Annotated in this window: 14 protein-coding genes and 5 pseudogenes; 8 read left to right on the top strand and 11 right to left on the bottom strand. The window is 44.8% G+C overall.

The features are described from left to right. The first annotated feature begins 12 nt into the window (after positions 1–12). Complete coding sequence (locus QTN95_RS06570; protein ID WP_331416827.1) at positions 13–1,773, top strand: sensor domain-containing diguanylate cyclase; 1,761 nt, start codon at positions 13–15, stop codon at positions 1,771–1,773. 33 nt (positions 1,774–1,806) lie between these two features. Here QTN95_RS06570 and QTN95_RS06565 read toward each other — a convergent pair whose 3' ends face one another. After that, positions 1,807–2,199: a winged helix-turn-helix transcriptional regulator gene (locus QTN95_RS06565; RefSeq protein WP_443088856.1), complete on the bottom strand. Its 393-nt coding sequence runs from the start codon at positions 2,197–2,199 to the stop codon at positions 1,807–1,809. A gap of 24 nt (positions 2,200–2,223) precedes the next feature. On the opposite strand from QTN95_RS06565, the pseudogene QTN95_RS06560 reads away from it, so the two are divergent. Continuing rightward, positions 2,224–2,424 (top strand): annotated as a pseudogene (locus tag QTN95_RS06560) (nuclear transport factor 2 family protein); the annotation flags it as partial. Between the two features lie 61 nt (positions 2,425–2,485). Here QTN95_RS06560 and QTN95_RS06555 read toward each other — a convergent pair. Beyond that, a pseudogene (locus tag QTN95_RS06555) lies at positions 2,486–2,632 on the bottom strand (XRE family transcriptional regulator); the annotation flags it as partial. A gap of 183 nt (positions 2,633–2,815) precedes the next feature. On the opposite strand from QTN95_RS06555, the gene QTN95_RS06550 reads away from it, so the two are divergent. After that, the gene (locus tag QTN95_RS06550; RefSeq protein ID WP_331416825.1) at positions 2,816–4,132 is read left to right on the top strand and encodes a hypothetical protein; all 1,317 of its coding nucleotides are present in this window, start codon (positions 2,816–2,818) and stop codon (positions 4,130–4,132) included. A 47-nt stretch (positions 4,133–4,179) separates the two neighbouring features. On the opposite strand, the pseudogene QTN95_RS06545 reads toward QTN95_RS06550, so the two are convergent. Beyond that, positions 4,180–4,718: pseudogene (locus tag QTN95_RS06545) on the bottom strand (helix-turn-helix domain-containing protein). A gap of 45 nt (positions 4,719–4,763) precedes the next feature. Here QTN95_RS06545 and QTN95_RS06540 point away from each other — a divergent pair. Next, positions 4,764–5,619, top strand: a pseudogene (locus tag QTN95_RS06540) (benzoate/H(+) symporter BenE family transporter); the annotation flags it as partial. Positions 5,620–5,959: 340 nt separating this feature from the next. On the opposite strand, the pseudogene QTN95_RS06535 reads toward QTN95_RS06540, so the two are convergent. The 7 genes and pseudogenes from QTN95_RS06535 to QTN95_RS06505 all read right to left on the bottom strand — a co-directional run. Beyond that, positions 5,960–6,313 (bottom strand): annotated as a pseudogene (locus QTN95_RS06535) (N-acetylneuraminate epimerase); the annotation flags it as partial. 214 nt (positions 6,314–6,527) lie between these two features. Continuing rightward, positions 6,528–7,364: a MurR/RpiR family transcriptional regulator gene (locus tag QTN95_RS06530; protein ID WP_331416824.1), complete on the bottom strand. Its 837-nt coding sequence runs from the start codon at positions 7,362–7,364 to the stop codon at positions 6,528–6,530. An 88-nt stretch (positions 7,365–7,452) separates the two neighbouring features. After that, positions 7,453–8,322, bottom strand: coding sequence for an N-acetylneuraminate lyase (locus tag QTN95_RS06525; RefSeq protein ID WP_331416823.1), 870 nt, complete (start codon positions 8,320–8,322; stop codon positions 7,453–7,455). Between the two features lie 55 nt (positions 8,323–8,377). Further along, positions 8,378–9,268, bottom strand: a complete 891-nt coding sequence (locus QTN95_RS06520) for a dihydrodipicolinate synthase family protein (RefSeq protein WP_331416822.1) — start codon at positions 9,266–9,268, stop codon at positions 8,378–8,380. A gap of 27 nt (positions 9,269–9,295) precedes the next feature. Then, positions 9,296–10,579 (bottom strand): sialic acid TRAP transporter large permease SiaM, encoded by a 1,284-nt coding sequence (gene siaM, locus QTN95_RS06515; RefSeq protein WP_331416820.1) that lies wholly within the window; start codon positions 10,577–10,579, stop codon positions 9,296–9,298. Between the two features lie 9 nt (positions 10,580–10,588). After that, a complete protein-coding gene (locus QTN95_RS06510) occupies positions 10,589–11,098 on the bottom strand; it encodes a TRAP transporter small permease (RefSeq protein ID WP_443088800.1) in 510 nt (169 codons plus the stop codon). A gap of 64 nt (positions 11,099–11,162) precedes the next feature. Further along, the gene (locus QTN95_RS06505; RefSeq protein WP_331416818.1) at positions 11,163–12,128 is read right to left on the bottom strand and encodes a sialic acid TRAP transporter substrate-binding protein SiaP; all 966 of its coding nucleotides are present in this window, start codon (positions 12,126–12,128) and stop codon (positions 11,163–11,165) included. Positions 12,129–12,376: 248 nt separating this feature from the next. On the opposite strand from QTN95_RS06505, the gene QTN95_RS06500 reads away from it, so the two are divergent. From QTN95_RS06500 to QTN95_RS06485, 4 genes are all read left to right on the top strand, one after another. Next, positions 12,377–13,087, top strand: a complete 711-nt coding sequence (locus tag QTN95_RS06500; RefSeq protein ID WP_443088799.1) for a putative N-acetylmannosamine-6-phosphate 2-epimerase — start codon at positions 12,377–12,379, stop codon at positions 13,085–13,087. After that, positions 13,075–13,938, top strand: coding sequence for an N-acetylmannosamine kinase (locus tag QTN95_RS06495; protein ID WP_331416817.1), 864 nt, complete (start codon positions 13,075–13,077; stop codon positions 13,936–13,938). Before QTN95_RS06500 ends, QTN95_RS06495 begins: the two co-directional genes overlap by 13 nt. A gap of 3 nt (positions 13,939–13,941) precedes the next feature. Further along, complete coding sequence (gene nagA, locus QTN95_RS06490) at positions 13,942–15,078, top strand: N-acetylglucosamine-6-phosphate deacetylase (RefSeq protein ID WP_331416816.1); 1,137 nt, start codon at positions 13,942–13,944, stop codon at positions 15,076–15,078. 166 nt (positions 15,079–15,244) lie between these two features. Continuing rightward, the gene (locus QTN95_RS06485; RefSeq protein ID WP_331416815.1) at positions 15,245–16,111 is read left to right on the top strand and encodes a glycerol kinase; all 867 of its coding nucleotides are present in this window, start codon (positions 15,245–15,247) and stop codon (positions 16,109–16,111) included. 258 nt (positions 16,112–16,369) lie between these two features. Here the strand turns inward: QTN95_RS06485 and QTN95_RS06480 are convergent, their stop codons facing one another. Continuing rightward, a complete protein-coding gene (locus QTN95_RS06480; RefSeq protein ID WP_138972674.1) occupies positions 16,370–16,798 on the bottom strand; it encodes a YccF domain-containing protein in 429 nt (142 codons plus the stop codon). Between the last annotated feature and the right edge of the window lie 91 nt (positions 16,799–16,889).

Below are 16,889 nucleotides of genomic sequence, written 5' to 3'. Positions count from 1 at the left end.
AGTTGGCAATCCATGGCATTACCCAAGTTGGTAATTCGAACCTTAAGACCGTACATCATTCTATTAGTTATAGGTATGGTCTATGCTGCTTTTCAGCAACTTAAACAGTCGGAATACAATGCTTACCAGCAATCATTTGTGAATATAAAAACCGCTTCCGACTTAGTATCTTCACAACTCGAAGCAGCCTCCAGTAAACTGTTTCTCTTAGCGGATTCGTCTAACGAGGAGGATTTTGTCTCTACAGCTCAACGTATTCTCAAATATACCCCAGCTTACAGTGATATCATTTACAGAAATAAGCAGCACACCAAATATCAATCAATACAGCACAAAGCGACTTATTCAGAGCAACACTCGGATATCGTTTGGCAACCGCTGGATGAAATCTCTACAAAATTCACCGTGTCCTCTATCTACCCTAAAGCGTCCAATCAATGGGTATTTGCCGTCAGGTATATACCGGATGAGTACCGCGAAATTTGGATAGAATTTGACCTCAAATCTGCCACACAAAGTTTGCGTGCTCTGCGGACATTAGACAGTGGATATGTGTTTGTCGTTGACGCCGTTAGCGGAAGGCTGGTTTTCCACCCAGATCCAAAGCGACTAGGTACACCATCAATCAGTTACCTTGCTGGCATTAGCGAGTTGATCAGTAGTGGGCTCTATTTCGGCAAGCATGAATATTATTACCAAGGTCAGTATAAGATGTCCGTCTTTAGTGCTGATAATCAACATAACTGGGTATTTATCGCAGGTACCGATCGAGCCAATATCTTAGCCACTTCTTATCAGTTTGCGCTGTCTGCTATTGTTATTGCCTCACTAATGCTGTTAGCAGTCGCGATTAACTATCTCACGTATCAACTTAACAAAAGTCTTGCACAATTGAATAACCGAGAAAATTTGGCGGACTTTAAACGCTATTTAAAAGCCGTGCTGGATCGTTTCTGTCACCACAAAGGAATGCAACTATGTTTTTATGATTCGGACTACGGACACTTCACCACGATAGACTATCATGGCAATACAAAAGTCGTGCTGACTGACTCTACTCTGGCTAAGCGCTTTTCTCCGAGTTCGATGAGTTACACGACAAGGCAATATGTCGATCCACTTGCAAAGAAACTGCACATCACGTCTCGACACTATACGATCCCGTTGTTTGACAAAGACAACTTAATCGCAGTGATGTACATCAATGCCAATATACCAACCTACCGCACGATACTGACCATGATCAGAGATTACTCTGAAATCGCCTTGTCTAACCTAATACTTCACCAACAGCTACGAAATAGTGATGTGATGACACACCTAGACAACAAGTTGGCGCTGACGGAGCACATTGAACAAAACATTGAGCGTCATGGTTTGTACCTTGCGATGATTGATATCGACCATTTTAAAACCATCAATGACAACATCGGTCACTTAGGCGGTGACAAGGTCATTTATCATACCGCCGATTTAATGAGGCGTTGTTTTCCAAAGCCAGGTTCACTCAGCCTGTCTCGATATGGTGGCGAGGAATTCTGTATTTTGTTTCATGCCAATGATGAAAACCACGCCTATGAGCAATGTGAACTGCTACGTCAGATGGTGGAACAGTCACGCGTAGAACTGGATGAGTCTGATATCAGCTATACCATTAGCATTGGTATCACCGACAGCCAAATTAGTTCACACAGTACAATAAGCCGAGCCGATAAAGCCTTGTATCAAGCCAAAGGCTTTGGCCGCAATCAAGTGGTGCTGAATACGTTTTAGTGTTTGTTGACCACCAAACATAAAGCCCAAGGGTTACCCTTGGGAAAATGACTCGTTTTGTTGATCATAAGCTTTGCGTGCCTGATTGATCTCATCTCTATGTTGGTCTGCCCAACAAACTAGCTGGTATAGTGGCTTAACCAGATCTCTCCCTAGCTCGGTTAGCTGATACTCAACTCGAACTGGTACTTCTGGATACACGGTTCGATTGACGTAACCTTCTCGCTCTAAGTCACGTAACGTTTGAGTGAGCATTCGTTGTGAGATCCCTTCTATTCTCGACTTAAGCGCATTAAATCGCTCAGGACCATCGACAAGGGCAAACAGAATTAACATCGACCATTTGTCACCAATCTGCGCAACCACATTGCGTACAGCGCAATCGCTATTGTTGTGAAGCACACGTCTTTTTTGCTTCGTTGTCACTTTCAATACCTCATAAATGTGTCTGTCATCTTCCATTCTCATGCCACATTAGATAAAGAGGATCGAGGGAACGACCAGAAATGGATGAACATCATCGACACGTGGCGTATTCAAGATGGTCGAATCGTCGAGCATTGGGACTCGATTCAAGCGCTTGATTTTTCGATGAGAGTGTACTCGCTCATTAGTGGTGGAGAGATTGCTAACTCAAATGGTGTTTTTTAAGACCAAGACTAATAACTGGATACAGGTTATCCAGTTGCTTCTCATTTTGAGCGCCAATCAACTACTTCGGATAGCAGACAATATTGTGGAATACCATGGATTCCGTTACCGCTTGATACCCGTGGGGTTGATCACTGTAGAAACGGTAACTTTCCCCAGCTTTAAGCGCGTGCCACTGTTGGTCAAAGAAGAACTTGCCATCTCCTTCCGCTTATTGTGTCTGTCCCGCTTATTTCATTTCACATTTCACAAGAAAATCTCAACACAAACCTTGCATAAATAATTGAAATTATCTCAAAGTTTGACCTATTGCATAGATTCTCATTACTAAGACAAATAACATCAAACACCTACAATAAAGGAGAATTATATGTTGTATAGAAAAACGTCGTTGGCATTGTTTTCGTTGATAGTAATGTTATTTATCTCAGGCTGTTCATCTAGCCCGAAAGTAAAACAATTTAACGTACCTCAAGGCGCGCAGTTTGAGGTAAAGGAATTCAATTTAGATTTGGTCCAGCGACTAAATTTCCCTAGATTTCTTGATGATGAGCAAACGACAGAGCTCATGTCGCTGGTGTTCAAATCTGCATTAGAAGCACAAGGTATGTTAGCTACGGAAGGCGATCCTAACGCTATACCACTATACGTCTTCGTCGACTACCGGAGAATATTCGTAGGTGAAGATACCCCCTTCCCAATTGATGAGGTAGCTTCACCAAGAGCCTTTTATCGTATCTATACAAAACAAAATGATGAATTGGTTTCAATATTGTTCACAAGAGAAAGAACAATTAATGGATTCTACTACATCAAACAGTTTTTCAATCAAGACACATATAAAAGAGACGCAGGCTTTTCAGTTAGCATGGCTATCGACGTGGCTAAACAGCTTAAAGAGCGAATCCCACCGTATTCAGGCTATAAGAAACTCGACAAGGAGATCGAATCTTCCTCTCAGCTAATAATTGAAAAAATCAACAAGCTGAGTGAAAGGCCACAAGCAGAGATGGATCGCTCATATATCCCTGACTCAGTCACTGAACCTTTGTTAGCTAAAATAACCAGCCCTAACTTCGATGAAAGAATGGACGGGTACGAAGAAATCCAAGAACAATGGTTAAACCAAGCAGAGCTGTTTGACACTATTAGAAACTCAATTTTAAGTCGCTATAAAAACAATCTATCAGGCGATGATTATAAAGAAATTAAGGAGCAGATTAAGACTATTGCTCTATCAGGACTAATTTCTTACGAAAATACTCTTAAGGAAGTTGCCAAAAATGGTTTTTCTCAAAACCTACGTGATTACGCGCAAGACAACATAAAAGAGTTAAATGTTCGCTACCTCCAAGCATATCAAATTCACCTACCACTTCCCTCTGAGATTAATTTGGACTGGCAGCGTCACCAACTTTACAACATGACTATTGCTAAAGATCTTTGGTTAAACACAAGATCCGTGAAGCGCATTTATCGAGATTATCCACAAGATGAAATCCTGTTAGATGCGTTAAGTAAGCAGCTAGATACTGCTGTTGGTTACGGTTTCCGTCCTAGTCTCTATTCAGATTACCATGCATGGATTTGCCGTGTACTTGGGCTGTCTGGGAATGTTAAATACAAACAACAGCTAGTGATGCTTTCTGTTGAAGCATGGAGTAAGAAAGTTCGTGCATTCGCCGAAGAATACGCGGATGAGCTTTAATTGATCCAACTGACCAATATAGGGACATCATTGATGTCCCTTTTTTATTACTTCGGATAACAGACAATATTGTGGAATACCATGGATTCCGTTACCGCTTGATACCCGTGAGGTTGATCGCTGTAAAAGCGTAAGCTTTCGCCTTCCTTGAGCGAATGCCATTCTTGATCGAAGTAAATCCTCGCTTCACCTTTGATTACATGTACATGCTCAACGACTCCAGCACTGTGTGCATCAGACATCTGTTGATGATGTTGGGACAAAGTAATCTCGAATACTTCAAGACCGGTATCTTCTTTGTATGGGAACAACGTTTTTACCTTCATACGCGGATCTTCAGGAAACACCCTATCCGGTGACTGCAAATTAGGATCGTTGGCAAAAAAGCCGAAAAAGAGGTCTCCAAACCACTCGCAATTTTCCAAAGAGTGGCAATCGTAGGGCTTGATTCTTCCCTTTCTATTTGACCTAGCATTGCCTTAGATACATCAGTCAGCTTGGCCGTTGCATCTAAGCTCAGCTTTTTCTTTTTTCTTTCCGACTTTAAATGATTGGCAATTTGCGACTTAAAAATCGTCTCTTTCATTAATACAACTCCTATTGTGCGTTATGACGCACGGCATAGCTTACCTTAGAGAGTGGAATCACAATGGGAGTAACATCCATCGGTTACTCTTGGTATTACAAAATGCCAATCTTAATGGCTTGGTCGATACCTGAAGCGGCGATATTGGTCAGTTCCGCGTCGCAATATTCGTTACCAGCGCTAGTCGCGACCTTTGCTGTAACCGGACTACTGATATTTGTAACTGGTTTAATTTCGCCCCTTTCCAAAGCACTGCAACGTATTCCTTCTCCACTCGCAACCGCAATGTTGGCGGCAATCTTACTGCCTTTCTGTGTGAAAGCATTTGAGCCTGTCATGACCATGCCTATCATCTTTGGAGCAATGTTTTCGGCTTATATTGTCAGCAAACGTTTTGTGCCTAAGTACACCATGCTCTCACAAAATTTGCCGGGTATCGCCATGATGAGAAGTTGCGCCGGTCAAACCCATACTGCTCGGTACTGGGATAACCAATCTCCTATCGGCTCCATTTGGTGGATTCAGTCTCAATCTCGCGGCTATTTCAGCCGCACTCTGTATGACTGAAGACGTCGATAGAGATAAAAATGTGCGCTATAAAACAGTGTTGTGGGCTGGAGGTTTCTATTTGGTCGCTGGGATACTCGCCTCCTCCGTTGTCGCACTATTCGTCTCACTGCCTTTACAGATTACACATATGCTGGCGGGCTTCGCCCTACTCGGTACATTACTGATGTGTTTGCAAACTGCGTTTCAGAGTGACGATCTACGTGAACCAGCCCTATTAACCTTCTTGGTTACTCTTTCAGGAATGAGTCTACTTGGTATTAGCTCGACACTTTGGGGGCTGTTAGTCGGTGGGTTATATGTGTTTATTATGCGGAAGCGAAAGTCTGACTGACGCTCTGAGCAACATAGTGAGCCATTAACTAACTGATTAATATCAACAAAGCGTGTTGGTATTGAAGAAGGGCAGCCGTACTTTACACCTGCCCTCAATTTTCAATAAAGTCTCACTACTGACAGCTCAACGCATAGCAACGAGTTTGCGCCTCTCCCAACTTACTTTCACCACCTAGGAGATAGAACGTATCACCCGTGGAGACAGAGACACCATAAGCAACACCTTGGGACAAGGCTCTCTCGCTGTGCCAATTGATACCGTCAAAACGCTAGATACTATTGCTGTAGTGCTTCGTTTACCCTTTATGCGTATACCATTGGTGGTTGTTGAAGTTATTCTGGCTACCTACAAAATACGCCCCGTAGGCGATACCTTGAGGAAGACCATTAACTTCTTGCCATAGGCCATCCTTATGGACATACATCTCTGGGTTAAATGCTTTGCCAAAACCGTTATGAGCAAACATATTGCCATTTTCAAACGCTGCTTTTGCCCCGTGGAAGTTGGCTCCGCCAGCCACAATAATCACACCATTACTTCGTCCCGAAAACGCTCCGGCAACCCCCTCCTGAACCTTCCCTGACCTAGGCGCAGGAAGCTCGTGCATACTTTGCCATGGTTGCATTTGGGTAAACTGATACTGCTTCACTTCAGCGGTTCTTAGCCCAGGTTTTATTTCCCCGCTAATCAAAAGAGATGATTTCTAATATTCATTATTGTTATTTCCTTATCGATGGTCGCCGAACTGGCTGCGTCAGCGAGTGACAAATTAGCCAAGCCTCTGGCCAACATTGGTTATATATCGAACACATTATTGATTAATGAAAAATATTTTCACCAAATGAAAAAATAAAAGCCCACAAAATAGTGAGCTTTAAAATTAGTTGTTTAATATCAGAAAGATACTAACTGTTCATCAACGGAAGAACAACTTCAGCCGTTTCCAATACCGACTCAGTATATTCGGGATAGCTATCAATCAAAGTATTAATCAGCGCATCAACCAACAGCAAAGCGCCAACTTTTGAAGCAAACGCCCCTCCAGTGAGTGGGCCTTCTGGTCGTGCTGCTACAAGCAACTCATCAGATATTGCCGACAACGGGCTATGGCTGATATTTGTTAAAGAGACAACAGGAACATTACGACGATGTGCCTGACTGGCGGCATGGATCACTTCTTTGGTTGAACCAGAGCTTGATACCGAGAACCACAAATCGCCCGCACTGCTGCGACCTGCACTCATCGCCGCTAAATGCGTATCTTCATACATGATGGCTTTCTTACCAATACGTACCAATCGATACGCTAGGTAGCGCCCCACTATGCTCGATGCACCCACACCAACACAGCCAATAAACTGAGCCTTATGGACCAGTTCGCAGATACGACTCAATGATTTACGATCAATCAGCTTGGCAGTATCTTGCAAACTATCAACGGCACTTTGAGCCGAAATATCACAGATATCCCCCTCCATTTGAGGCTGATTTTGGCTTGCGGTCTGACTGAGGTCGACAGCAAGCGCCATTCTGAAATCAGAATAGCCCTTATATCCCAAATCACGACACAGACGTACAACCGTCGCTTCGCTTGTTTGGGTATTACGAGCAAGCTCAGTAATGGTCTGAAACTGTACATCATGTGCATTTTCAAGTACGTAATCCGCAACCAGTGTCAATTTTTTACTCAAAGGTTCGATGTTTGAACGTAATCGAACCAGTAGATTTTTAGGCGAATTCACTACGGCCTCTTCAGATTTATTTGGCTAGGATAAAAGTATCAAACTCAGTGCCTCTTGAACACCAAGAATCGTGTTATCTCGCGATAAGCTAATTGAAATCAAACCTTTCAATTGCATCGGTTATTTTTTGTTTGCTGGCCCCATCAAGGGGTAGAAATGGTTCACGGCATACTCCGTAATCAACACCCAGTTCACCCATCGCATATTTTATGCCCTGATAAACACCGACCTCGAGTAAAACTTCCGTCATACGATTGACTCGTCTCTGTACCGCCATCGCCTGTGTGACTTGGCCTGCACACATCGCTTGATAGATCTCGACATACTGTTTCGACATTACGTTGTAGGTGCTACCAATGCCGCCACTGGCTCCCATTTGCAAACCATTCACCAGCATAGTGTCTTCGCCATGAAAGATACAGCTATCTGGTAAGCAATGGCGCAAGCGTTCAATAAAAAACATATCGTTGGTGGTATGTTTAATACCGATAACATTATCAAGCTTCGACAAATCAATCAGTTCTTGGTGGCTGAAGTTAACGCCTGTTGTACCCGGAATATTGTAGAGCAACAAAGGCAGACGGGAATATCCAGCAATGGTGCGATAATAGTGTTCAACCTCTGCCTTACCAAAGCCGTAGTAGAACGGTGGTGTCGCAGAGATCGCATCATATTCACAAGCCACAGCGCGATCAATCAAGGCTTTAACTTCATACAATGCAATCGCCCCAACATGAGCAATCAAAGCCACACGCCCTTGGTTTGCATTGGCAACCGCTTCCAGTACTTGTTGCCGCTCTTGCACGCTCATCATAAAGCACTCAGCCGAACTTCCTCCTATATAGAATCCGTTCACTCCTTGGCGGATATGATGTTCGACCATCGCTGGTATTTTCTCAAGTTGAAGCTCGCCTTGACTAGAAAACGGCGTCATCAAAGGAAGATAGATCCCCTGCATAATAATCTCCAGATGATTAAGACAAAGTAGGGAGGCGAACCTCCCTATTATTTTTTTAGATGAAGTCAGCGTCGCGTAACTTAGAGCTTACGTCTGCTTTTTGGTTGGCAGTTAAAGAGCGGATCGGCTGGCGAGGATCTCCGGCATCGATGCCATGCAGCTGCATCGCGACTTTACCTGCAGCAACGCCGCCGTATTCAACCAAAACACGAATGATGGCGATAACTTTATCCATCAATGCCGCCACTTCGTCATGCTTACCTTGGTTAAATGCTTCAATAATCTTGAGGTAAAGCGGCGCAGCGTAGTTATAGGTGCTGCCCACGGCACCGACTGCACCAACCGCCAAACCCGCAGGCAAGAACTCATCGACACCGAATGGGATGTCAAATTTTCCACCAGAAACACGGACACAACGTTGATACTCGTAAAGGTCGACATTATTAAACTTGGCACCAGATAAATTTGGGATCCTTTGTTCACCTTTAATCAGGAACTGCTCAAGATCCAGATTTACCCCTGACATACCCGAGTGGTAGTAATAAAAGCCCTTTGAAGGTGCCGCCGCCGCTATCTGAGCGCAATAGTCGACCAAATCATCGACGCTACTAGGTTTAAAGAAACAAGGCCCAATCGCCGAGGTCGCCAAAATATCCAGTGTTTCAGCATGCTCTGTTAAGTTAATGGAATCAACGATACTTAAAGCGCCGGTGTGCAGAATCAGGTCAAGTTTGCCATCTGCCGCTTTAACCCAACGTTCTGCGATCGCTTTTCGTTCTTCAACTGAACAGTGTATGCCTTCGCCGGTAGTACCACAAACGTAAGCGCCCTTTACCCCTTGCTCAATTAACAGTTGAGCAATTTGATCAATTGCAGCAAAGTTCACCTTGTTGTCCACGGTAAAAGGAGTGTGTGGAGCAGCAATCAGGCCAGTTAGTTTTTTCATCTTAATTACCTTAACTTCAAATTGTCATCACTGTCCGTAACCAAGCATTAGCTCAGGCAACAGCAGAGTAAATTGTGGGAATACAGCAACAAGCGCCAATACGATAAAGAGAGGAACCAGCAACGGTAGAACACCGCGAGTCAGAACGTGGAATGGGATATCTCCCACGCGGGATACCACGTAAAGTGCCATGCCCATCGGTGGAGTAAGAATGCCGATCATCAGGTTCAGGATTGCCATTACACCAAAGTGAACTGGGTCAATACCAACCGCCGCAGCAACCGGAACAAGGAATGGAACCAAGAGTAGCAACAGCGCCAATGACTCGATAAAGGTACCAAGGAATAGTAGTAGCAAGTTGATCAGTAGCAGCAGCACCAACGGGTTTTCACTGATTGTCAGGAAGTAATCAGCCAACATCTGCGGTAACTGTTCACGGGCAACGATCCAACCAAATACAGTCACACCCATTACCATTAGAGCGACAACTGCAGTCGTGTTTACCGTCTCTTTAAGAATCTCAACAAAACCACCCAGGGTAAGCTGCTTGTAAACAACAGTACCAAGGAAAAGCGCATACAGAGAAGAGACTACCGCGGCTTCCGTCGGAGTGAACTTACCTGAAAAGATACCGCCAATGATGATTACCGGAGTAAGTAGTGATAAGAAAGCTTCTTTGAATGACGTCAGCTGCTCTTTTCGAGTCGCGCGAGGCAACGTCATATAGCCACGCTTCTTACAGATGAAGTAACTCATCGTCATTAGCGCAATACAACATAATAGACCGGGAATAGCACCTGCGAGGAATAAAGCGCCGATGGACGTATTGGATACCACTCCGTATATCACCAAAGGGACAGAAGGGGGAACTAATGGACCAATGATACAAGAAGCCGCCGTAAGACCACCGGCAAAGTCATCGTGATATTTTGCATCACGCATGGATTTTATTTCTAACTGTCCTAGGCCACCAGCATCTGCCAATGCTGACCCTGACATACCTGAGAACAACAAGCTTGCCATGATATTTACGTGACCAAGGCTACCTGTTATATGACCGACCATGGATTTAGCAAAATTGAAAATTCGCTCAGTAATGCCGGCGCTGTTCATTAAGTGCCCCGTCAAAACGAAGAAAGGCACCGCCAACAAAGTGAAATTATCGATACCACCCAGCATCTGCTGAGCCGCGAAGTTGATCCCGGTGCTGTTGGTCAACACCAAAAACACTAAAGCAACAAAAATAAGAGAAAAACCTACTGGCATTCCTGCAAATAGCAGCCCTAGCCAGCCAAAAATTGAACCCGCCATATGGAATCCCTACCTCTGAGCTATTTGCGAATCTGTGGAAGATACTGATTGGCTGCAGTTGAACAATTGCTTACCAATACCAACCATTTTCTCCAGCTGTCTGAACACCATAAACACGCCACCAATTGGCAAGCTGTAGTTCATCCAACTGCTCGACACTCCAAGCGTGATCAACTCAAAGAAAGCTGTGCGCTGAACGTGCTGATAACCCAATACAATAATGGCAAAAATCGACACCAGAACCGCGAGCTCAAGCGATAACACCAAGCACAAGCGAGCTTTCTCTGGCAGTTTGTCTGAAAAGAAAGTGATGTTGACATGAGTGCTGCGTTTAATGGCAATGGCACAACCAATCAGCGACATGTACATAAACAGAACCCGGGCGAGTTCTTCACTCCAAAGGGAAGGATCATTGAGCAACCAGCGTGTACCTATCTGCCATGTCAGAACCACTAGCAAAGCAGCCATCAAAGGTACGGTAATGATCTCTTCAATATTATTAATTATCTTACGTAACATCTTGAGCTCCATGGCTGGCCTTTACGGCCAGCCCGAACAAACGAAAATAGCTAACGCTACTCTCTTACATAGCCGCGAGTTTCTTAACGATAGGCTGACCCACCTTATCTTCAAACTCAGCATAGAGTGGCTGCATCGCTTCACGGAAAGGCGCTAAATCGGGATATGTCACGTTAACCCCTTGCTCTTCAAAGAATGAAACCAATTCCGCTTCTTGCTTCTTAACTGAAGCCGTATGCGCTTCACCAGCTTTCATCACCGCGTCTTCGACAATTTTCTTCTCTTTGTCAGACAGTTTTTGCCAAGTGGATTCCGAGATGATCACCATCTGGTCATTGACAATGTGATTGGTCATGGCAAGGTTGCCCTGAACCTCATAGAACTTCATGGTTTTGATCGTTGGTAATGGGTTTTCCTGACCATCTACCGCATTCGTTTGAAGGGCTAAGTAAACTTCCGAAAATGCCATTGGTGTTGGCGATGCACCAGACAACTTAGCGTAGTTTAGATTTGGCTTAGCATTAGGTACGCGTAATTTCAGACCTTTGAAGTCTTCAATTGAATTAAGAGGACGGTTAGAAGTGGTTTCGCGAGTGCCGTTGTACCAAGTATCGAGAGCGCGCCAGTTGAACTTGGACAGCATCTCTTCACGGATTCCAATACCAAAATCTGAATCGAACATACGGCGTAAATGTTCGAAATCACGGGCAACATAAGGCAGTGTCACGGCTTCAGCACGTGGAATCCAAAGACCCATGCGGCCAAACTCTGCGTAAGTAATGTCCAAATCACCCATGCTTAACTGCTGTAGCATCGCGCGGTCATCACCAAGCTGTGCACTCGGATAAAGAGCGAGTTTCAGTTCGCCTTTACTCATCTCCTCCATGGTGTCCGCCAAGAGTTTAGCTGAAGCGTACTCCACAGAGCCGACTGAGGCTTGCATCCCCATTTTCAGTGTTGTAGCGGCTTGTAGACTAGTGGCACAGCTTAGGGCCAGCAGAGCGAGAGTAATCTTATTGATGGCTTTCATATTGTTCCCTTTTTATACGATTTATACCTGGTTTCACCATTTTCAAAAAAAACTTTTATTTCGTTTGAAAAAAATCTTCGTTATGGATTATTATTGCCATGAAGATTATTTTCAAATCAACTTTTTACAAAATGTGATCGCGGACAAAAATTCGCCAGACATATCAATTGGCACACTGATTGGACGAATTGTGACGGTTTCTTTCTCCTTCACTCCGCACTAGCATTACTCAAGTTACGAGGCCCGTTGTGAACACAAAAAGTATAAGTATCAATGAATTAAAGCAGTCTCTGCTCGGTCAAACCGTAGTATCGATACAACCAGTGGTAGGCAGTCCTTTAGAAAACACCGATTTTATCGTCGCCATGGCGGTTGCAGCTGAACAAGCCGGGGCTAAAGCATTTCGTATCGAGGGTGTAAAAAATGTCAAAGCAGTCTCAGCAGCCGTCAGTGTACCAATTATTGGAATAGTGAAACGTGACTTGCAGGACAGTCCTGTCCGCATCACACCTTTTGCCAGTGACGTTGATGACTTAGCTAACGCTGGGGCAACGATCATCGCATTCGACGCCACTGATCGACCACGTCCTGAAAGCAGAGAACATATCGCTCAAGCCATCAAAAATTCAGGTTGTATCGCAATGGCTGACAGTTCTTGTTTTGAAGATGGTGCTTGGGCTCATCAACAAGGAGTGGAAATAATCGGTTCAACATTATCGGGTTACGTTGGAGAGACTGAACCAACAGAACCAGATTTGCAGTTAGTCAAACAGTTTTCACAAGCTGGATTCTTTACAATGGCAGAAGGACGATACAACACACCTGAGTTAGCGGCTAAAGCCATTGAGTGTGGGGCAACGGCAGTGACGGTCGGTTCTGCTATCACTCGTCTTGAAATCGTCACTCAATGGTTTAACTCAGCCACTCAGGCAGCAGGAGCAAAGGAATGCGCACATTAGCAATCGACATCGGAGGGACAAAAATCGCCTTAGGGCTGGTTGAACAAGGCGTGTTAATTGAGCGTAGACAAATCTCGACACCGCTTGTCAACGATGTCGATCTCTTTGCCCACACTCTACTCACGAGCAGCAGTGATTGGGTAAAAGAGTGCGACAATATCGGGATTTCAACCACAGGTTTAGTGACTGAGCTGGGAATAAGTGCCATTAATCCCGATACCCTCGCCTTTCCCGCTCCCTTTCCTTTAGTTCAGGCTATAGAAAAACACGTCAGACTGCCTGTTCAAATGCTGAATGACGCACAGGCCGCTGCATGGTTCGAATATACTCAGTTGGATGATCAAGTGAAAAACATGGCGTTCATTACTGTATCAACCGGAGTGGGTGGTGGGATTATAATCGATGGGAAATTGCATCAAGGTCAGTCCGGACTCGCTGGACATATAGGACATATGTCAGTATCTCTAACCGGCCCTAAATGTGGCTGTGGTCAAATGGGATGTGTTGAAGCTATCGCTTCCGGAACCGCTATCCAAAGAGCGAGCGAACAACGCTTTTCCTCACCAGTATCAAACATTGAACTGTTCGAACAAGCGCAGACCAATGCCGACGCCGAAGCGATCATTGACCAAAGCGCACGAGCCATTGCACTACTATGCTGTAACTTAAAAGCATGTTTGGATCTCGATGTCATTGTCTTAGGGGGCGGCATCGGGCTGGCAAAGAACTATATTGCTCGTGTCGATCAAGCGATAAAACGTCGTCCAGCGGTATTTCAAGTGCCTGTTGTGGCAGCCAAAGGCGATTATGACGCCTGCTTACTTGGTGCTGCATTTCAGTTTGGAGAGTAAATCATGACGCTTAAAGCGATATCTGCACCACGAATTTTCGATGGAAATCACTACCACTATAATTGCGCCTTAGTCTGGGAGGAAAACCAGATAGCCTCGATACTCCCTATTGGTGAATTGCCTAATGAAATAGAGCATCAACATTTCCCGACGGGTTTAATCGCCCCTGGATTTATCGATATACAAGTTAATGGTGGTGGCGATGTGATGTTCAACAATGACATTACAACACTCGGAATGGCAACCATATGTCAAGCCCATAGAAAACATGGTACTGCCTATTTACTGCCAACACTCATTAGCTCGACACCTGAAAATATTCAACATGCCCTCAACGCCACGCAGCAGGCGATGGAAGAGTCGGTTGCTGGTGTACTGGGTGTTCATTTAGAGGGGCCGTGGTTAAATAAAGAGAAGAAAGGGGCGCACGATGCCAACTTGTTTTACTCACCAACGGTAGAGCAACTCGAATCATTCCAATGGCCTAAACAAGGCAAGGTTCTGGTCACCGCCGCGATAGAAAATATCGACCGCTCCGCACTACTGTGGATGAAAGAGCATCAGGTTATTCTGTCATGTGGTCACAGCAACGCCAAAGCGGCTCAACTGCCAGATGAAAAACGGCTGCTTATCAATGGTTTTACCCATCTGTTTAATGCAATGTCTCCCTTAGAAGGTCGCGAGCCGGGCGTGGTTGGTACAGCACTCTACTCAGATCATAGCTGGTGCTCGATCATTACTGATGGGATCCATGTTCATCCTCAAAACGTAATGCTTGCTCACAAGGCGAAGCCACAAGGGAAACTGCTGATCGTCACAGACGCAATGGCGACAGTGGGTAGCAAAACCAATCAGTTTGTTCTCGATGGAGAAACGATCAAGGTAGTTAACAATAAACTGGTTAACAGTCGAGGCAGTTTGGCGGGAGCCCATATTGGCATGGATCAATCTGTGGCGAATGTCATCCGATGGGGAATTGACGAAGAAGAAGCGTTAAAAATGGCCGCAACCTACCCAGCTCAAGCGCTTCATTGCGACGATCTTGGAATGCTCCAGCCCCATTTCCGTGCGGCCGCAACCATACTGGATGACGACTACCAAAGCCAGGCCGTAATGGTTGACGGGATACTCTATCAATAGTGAGTCAGGAGGGACTCTCCTCCTTGGCTCTGTGCAACTCCCATCAGGCTCTAACCGACACTTTTTAGCGCACTACATTGTCGACAGCAAGTCTATTATTTTCCTATATCTTCTTGATTAAACGGGGCTTTGATTTAACAATAGCATCAATGATAAGGAGAATAGAATGTCAGACAAAATCTCTACCACCGCCTTGGCAAAACAACGTGAAATGGATGCTAAGAAGCTGTTTAGCGACCTTAAAGTTGCAGGGTATATCAATCGCTCAAATGATGGCTGGGTTCTGACAGAGCTTGGGATTAAATTTGGTGGTGAGTACATCGATCATACTAAATTTGGCCAGTTTATTGTTTGGCCAGAAAACCTCCTTATCGATTCCACCGCCACCAGCGGTAAAACCATGAGCGCCACCCAAATTGGTCAACGCTTTTCTCTCAGCGCGAAAAAGGTCAATCAGTTACTACAGGAATTGGGTTGGATCACCAAAGGCGACAATGGCTGGCATGTCACTGCGTCTGGTCTCACTGTAGGCGGTTATCAGCGCGAAGACAAAGAGCGTGAACAACACTTTGTCGTTTGGCATGACTCGATTGTTCGCAACAAACGTTTGAGGCAGTCAGTTATTGAGTTCTCAGGGCAAGATGCCCAAGCGCACGCTACGGACAAGTCGTTGTCGAGTTTCAGGCAAAAGTTCGAAGCTAAGCATCGCACGCTAGACGGGCACTATGTGCGCTCTAAAGCAGAACTGATCATCGATAATTGGCTTTACATGAATGGTGTCGTCCATGCCTATGACCGTCAGCTACCGATTGAACAAGATGTACTGAGTGATTTTTATCTGCCAACCGGAAAAGTCTATCTTCAATATTGGGGTGACGACAACGCGACAACTCCAGAAAAACAGCAGCATAAAATTAGAGCCATCTATGAGGAGCATCATTTTGCACTAATAGAGGTGTTCCCTGATGAGATAGACAAGCTGGACGAAGTGCTGCCAGCTAAACTAAAACCTTTTGGTATCAAGGCGTATTAATCGTCGCTCACTGTACCAGCCAATCAACCTGATGCGTGATGCGTGTACTCTCTTCATGCTTGGGCAGCAACAGATAGTATCCACTGCTCAGATTTGACCATAAAAAAACCTAAGCAATCATTTGCTTAGCTCATCCCCCGCACTAAATGAATAAAGTTTGAGCGGTTTCTGGTTCGACTTTTCGCCTAATAATCGCCAAAAACAGAAAAGATCCCATTAGGGATCTTTTCTTCAATGACGCCATCAACAGGCTAATTGCTACTTAGAGTATCTTGCTAACGCAGCCTGCTCTTTCGGCACCACTGTTTTACCAATTGGCGCGAGAGAAATGTACGCCAACTTTAAGTGTTGGAGCGCGAAAGGAATACCAATGATGGTAATAAAACAGGCCACTGCGGACATGATATGTCCTATCGCCAACCAAATACCGGCGAAAACAAACCAGATGATATTACCCACCAGTCCCAACGGGCTGGTACCTATATCTGTCTCATTAGTCAGCTCATCACGAGCGATAGCTTCTTGCCCAAACGGGAAGAAAGAGAAGTTGCCCATAACGAAACACGCTCGTCCCCAAGGGATGCCAATAATACTGATAAACGCCAGCAATCCAAAAAACCACCACATTAAACCCATGACGATACCACCGCACAGGAACCAAATTATGTTTCCAAGTGTTCTTAACACTGACTCTCTCCTTTGTGAAAAACCTTAGCCACTGAGCAATCATCGTACTTCAGTACTAGGAAGGGTGTATAAAATGAGCTTGAACGTGCCT

The organism is Vibrio sp. M260112 (genome assembly GCF_036533775.1).
Classification (GTDB): Bacteria; Pseudomonadota; Gammaproteobacteria; order Enterobacterales; family Vibrionaceae; genus Vibrio.
Note: the sequence above shows the minus strand (reverse complement) of the source record. Positions and strands in the feature narration are given on the sequence as shown.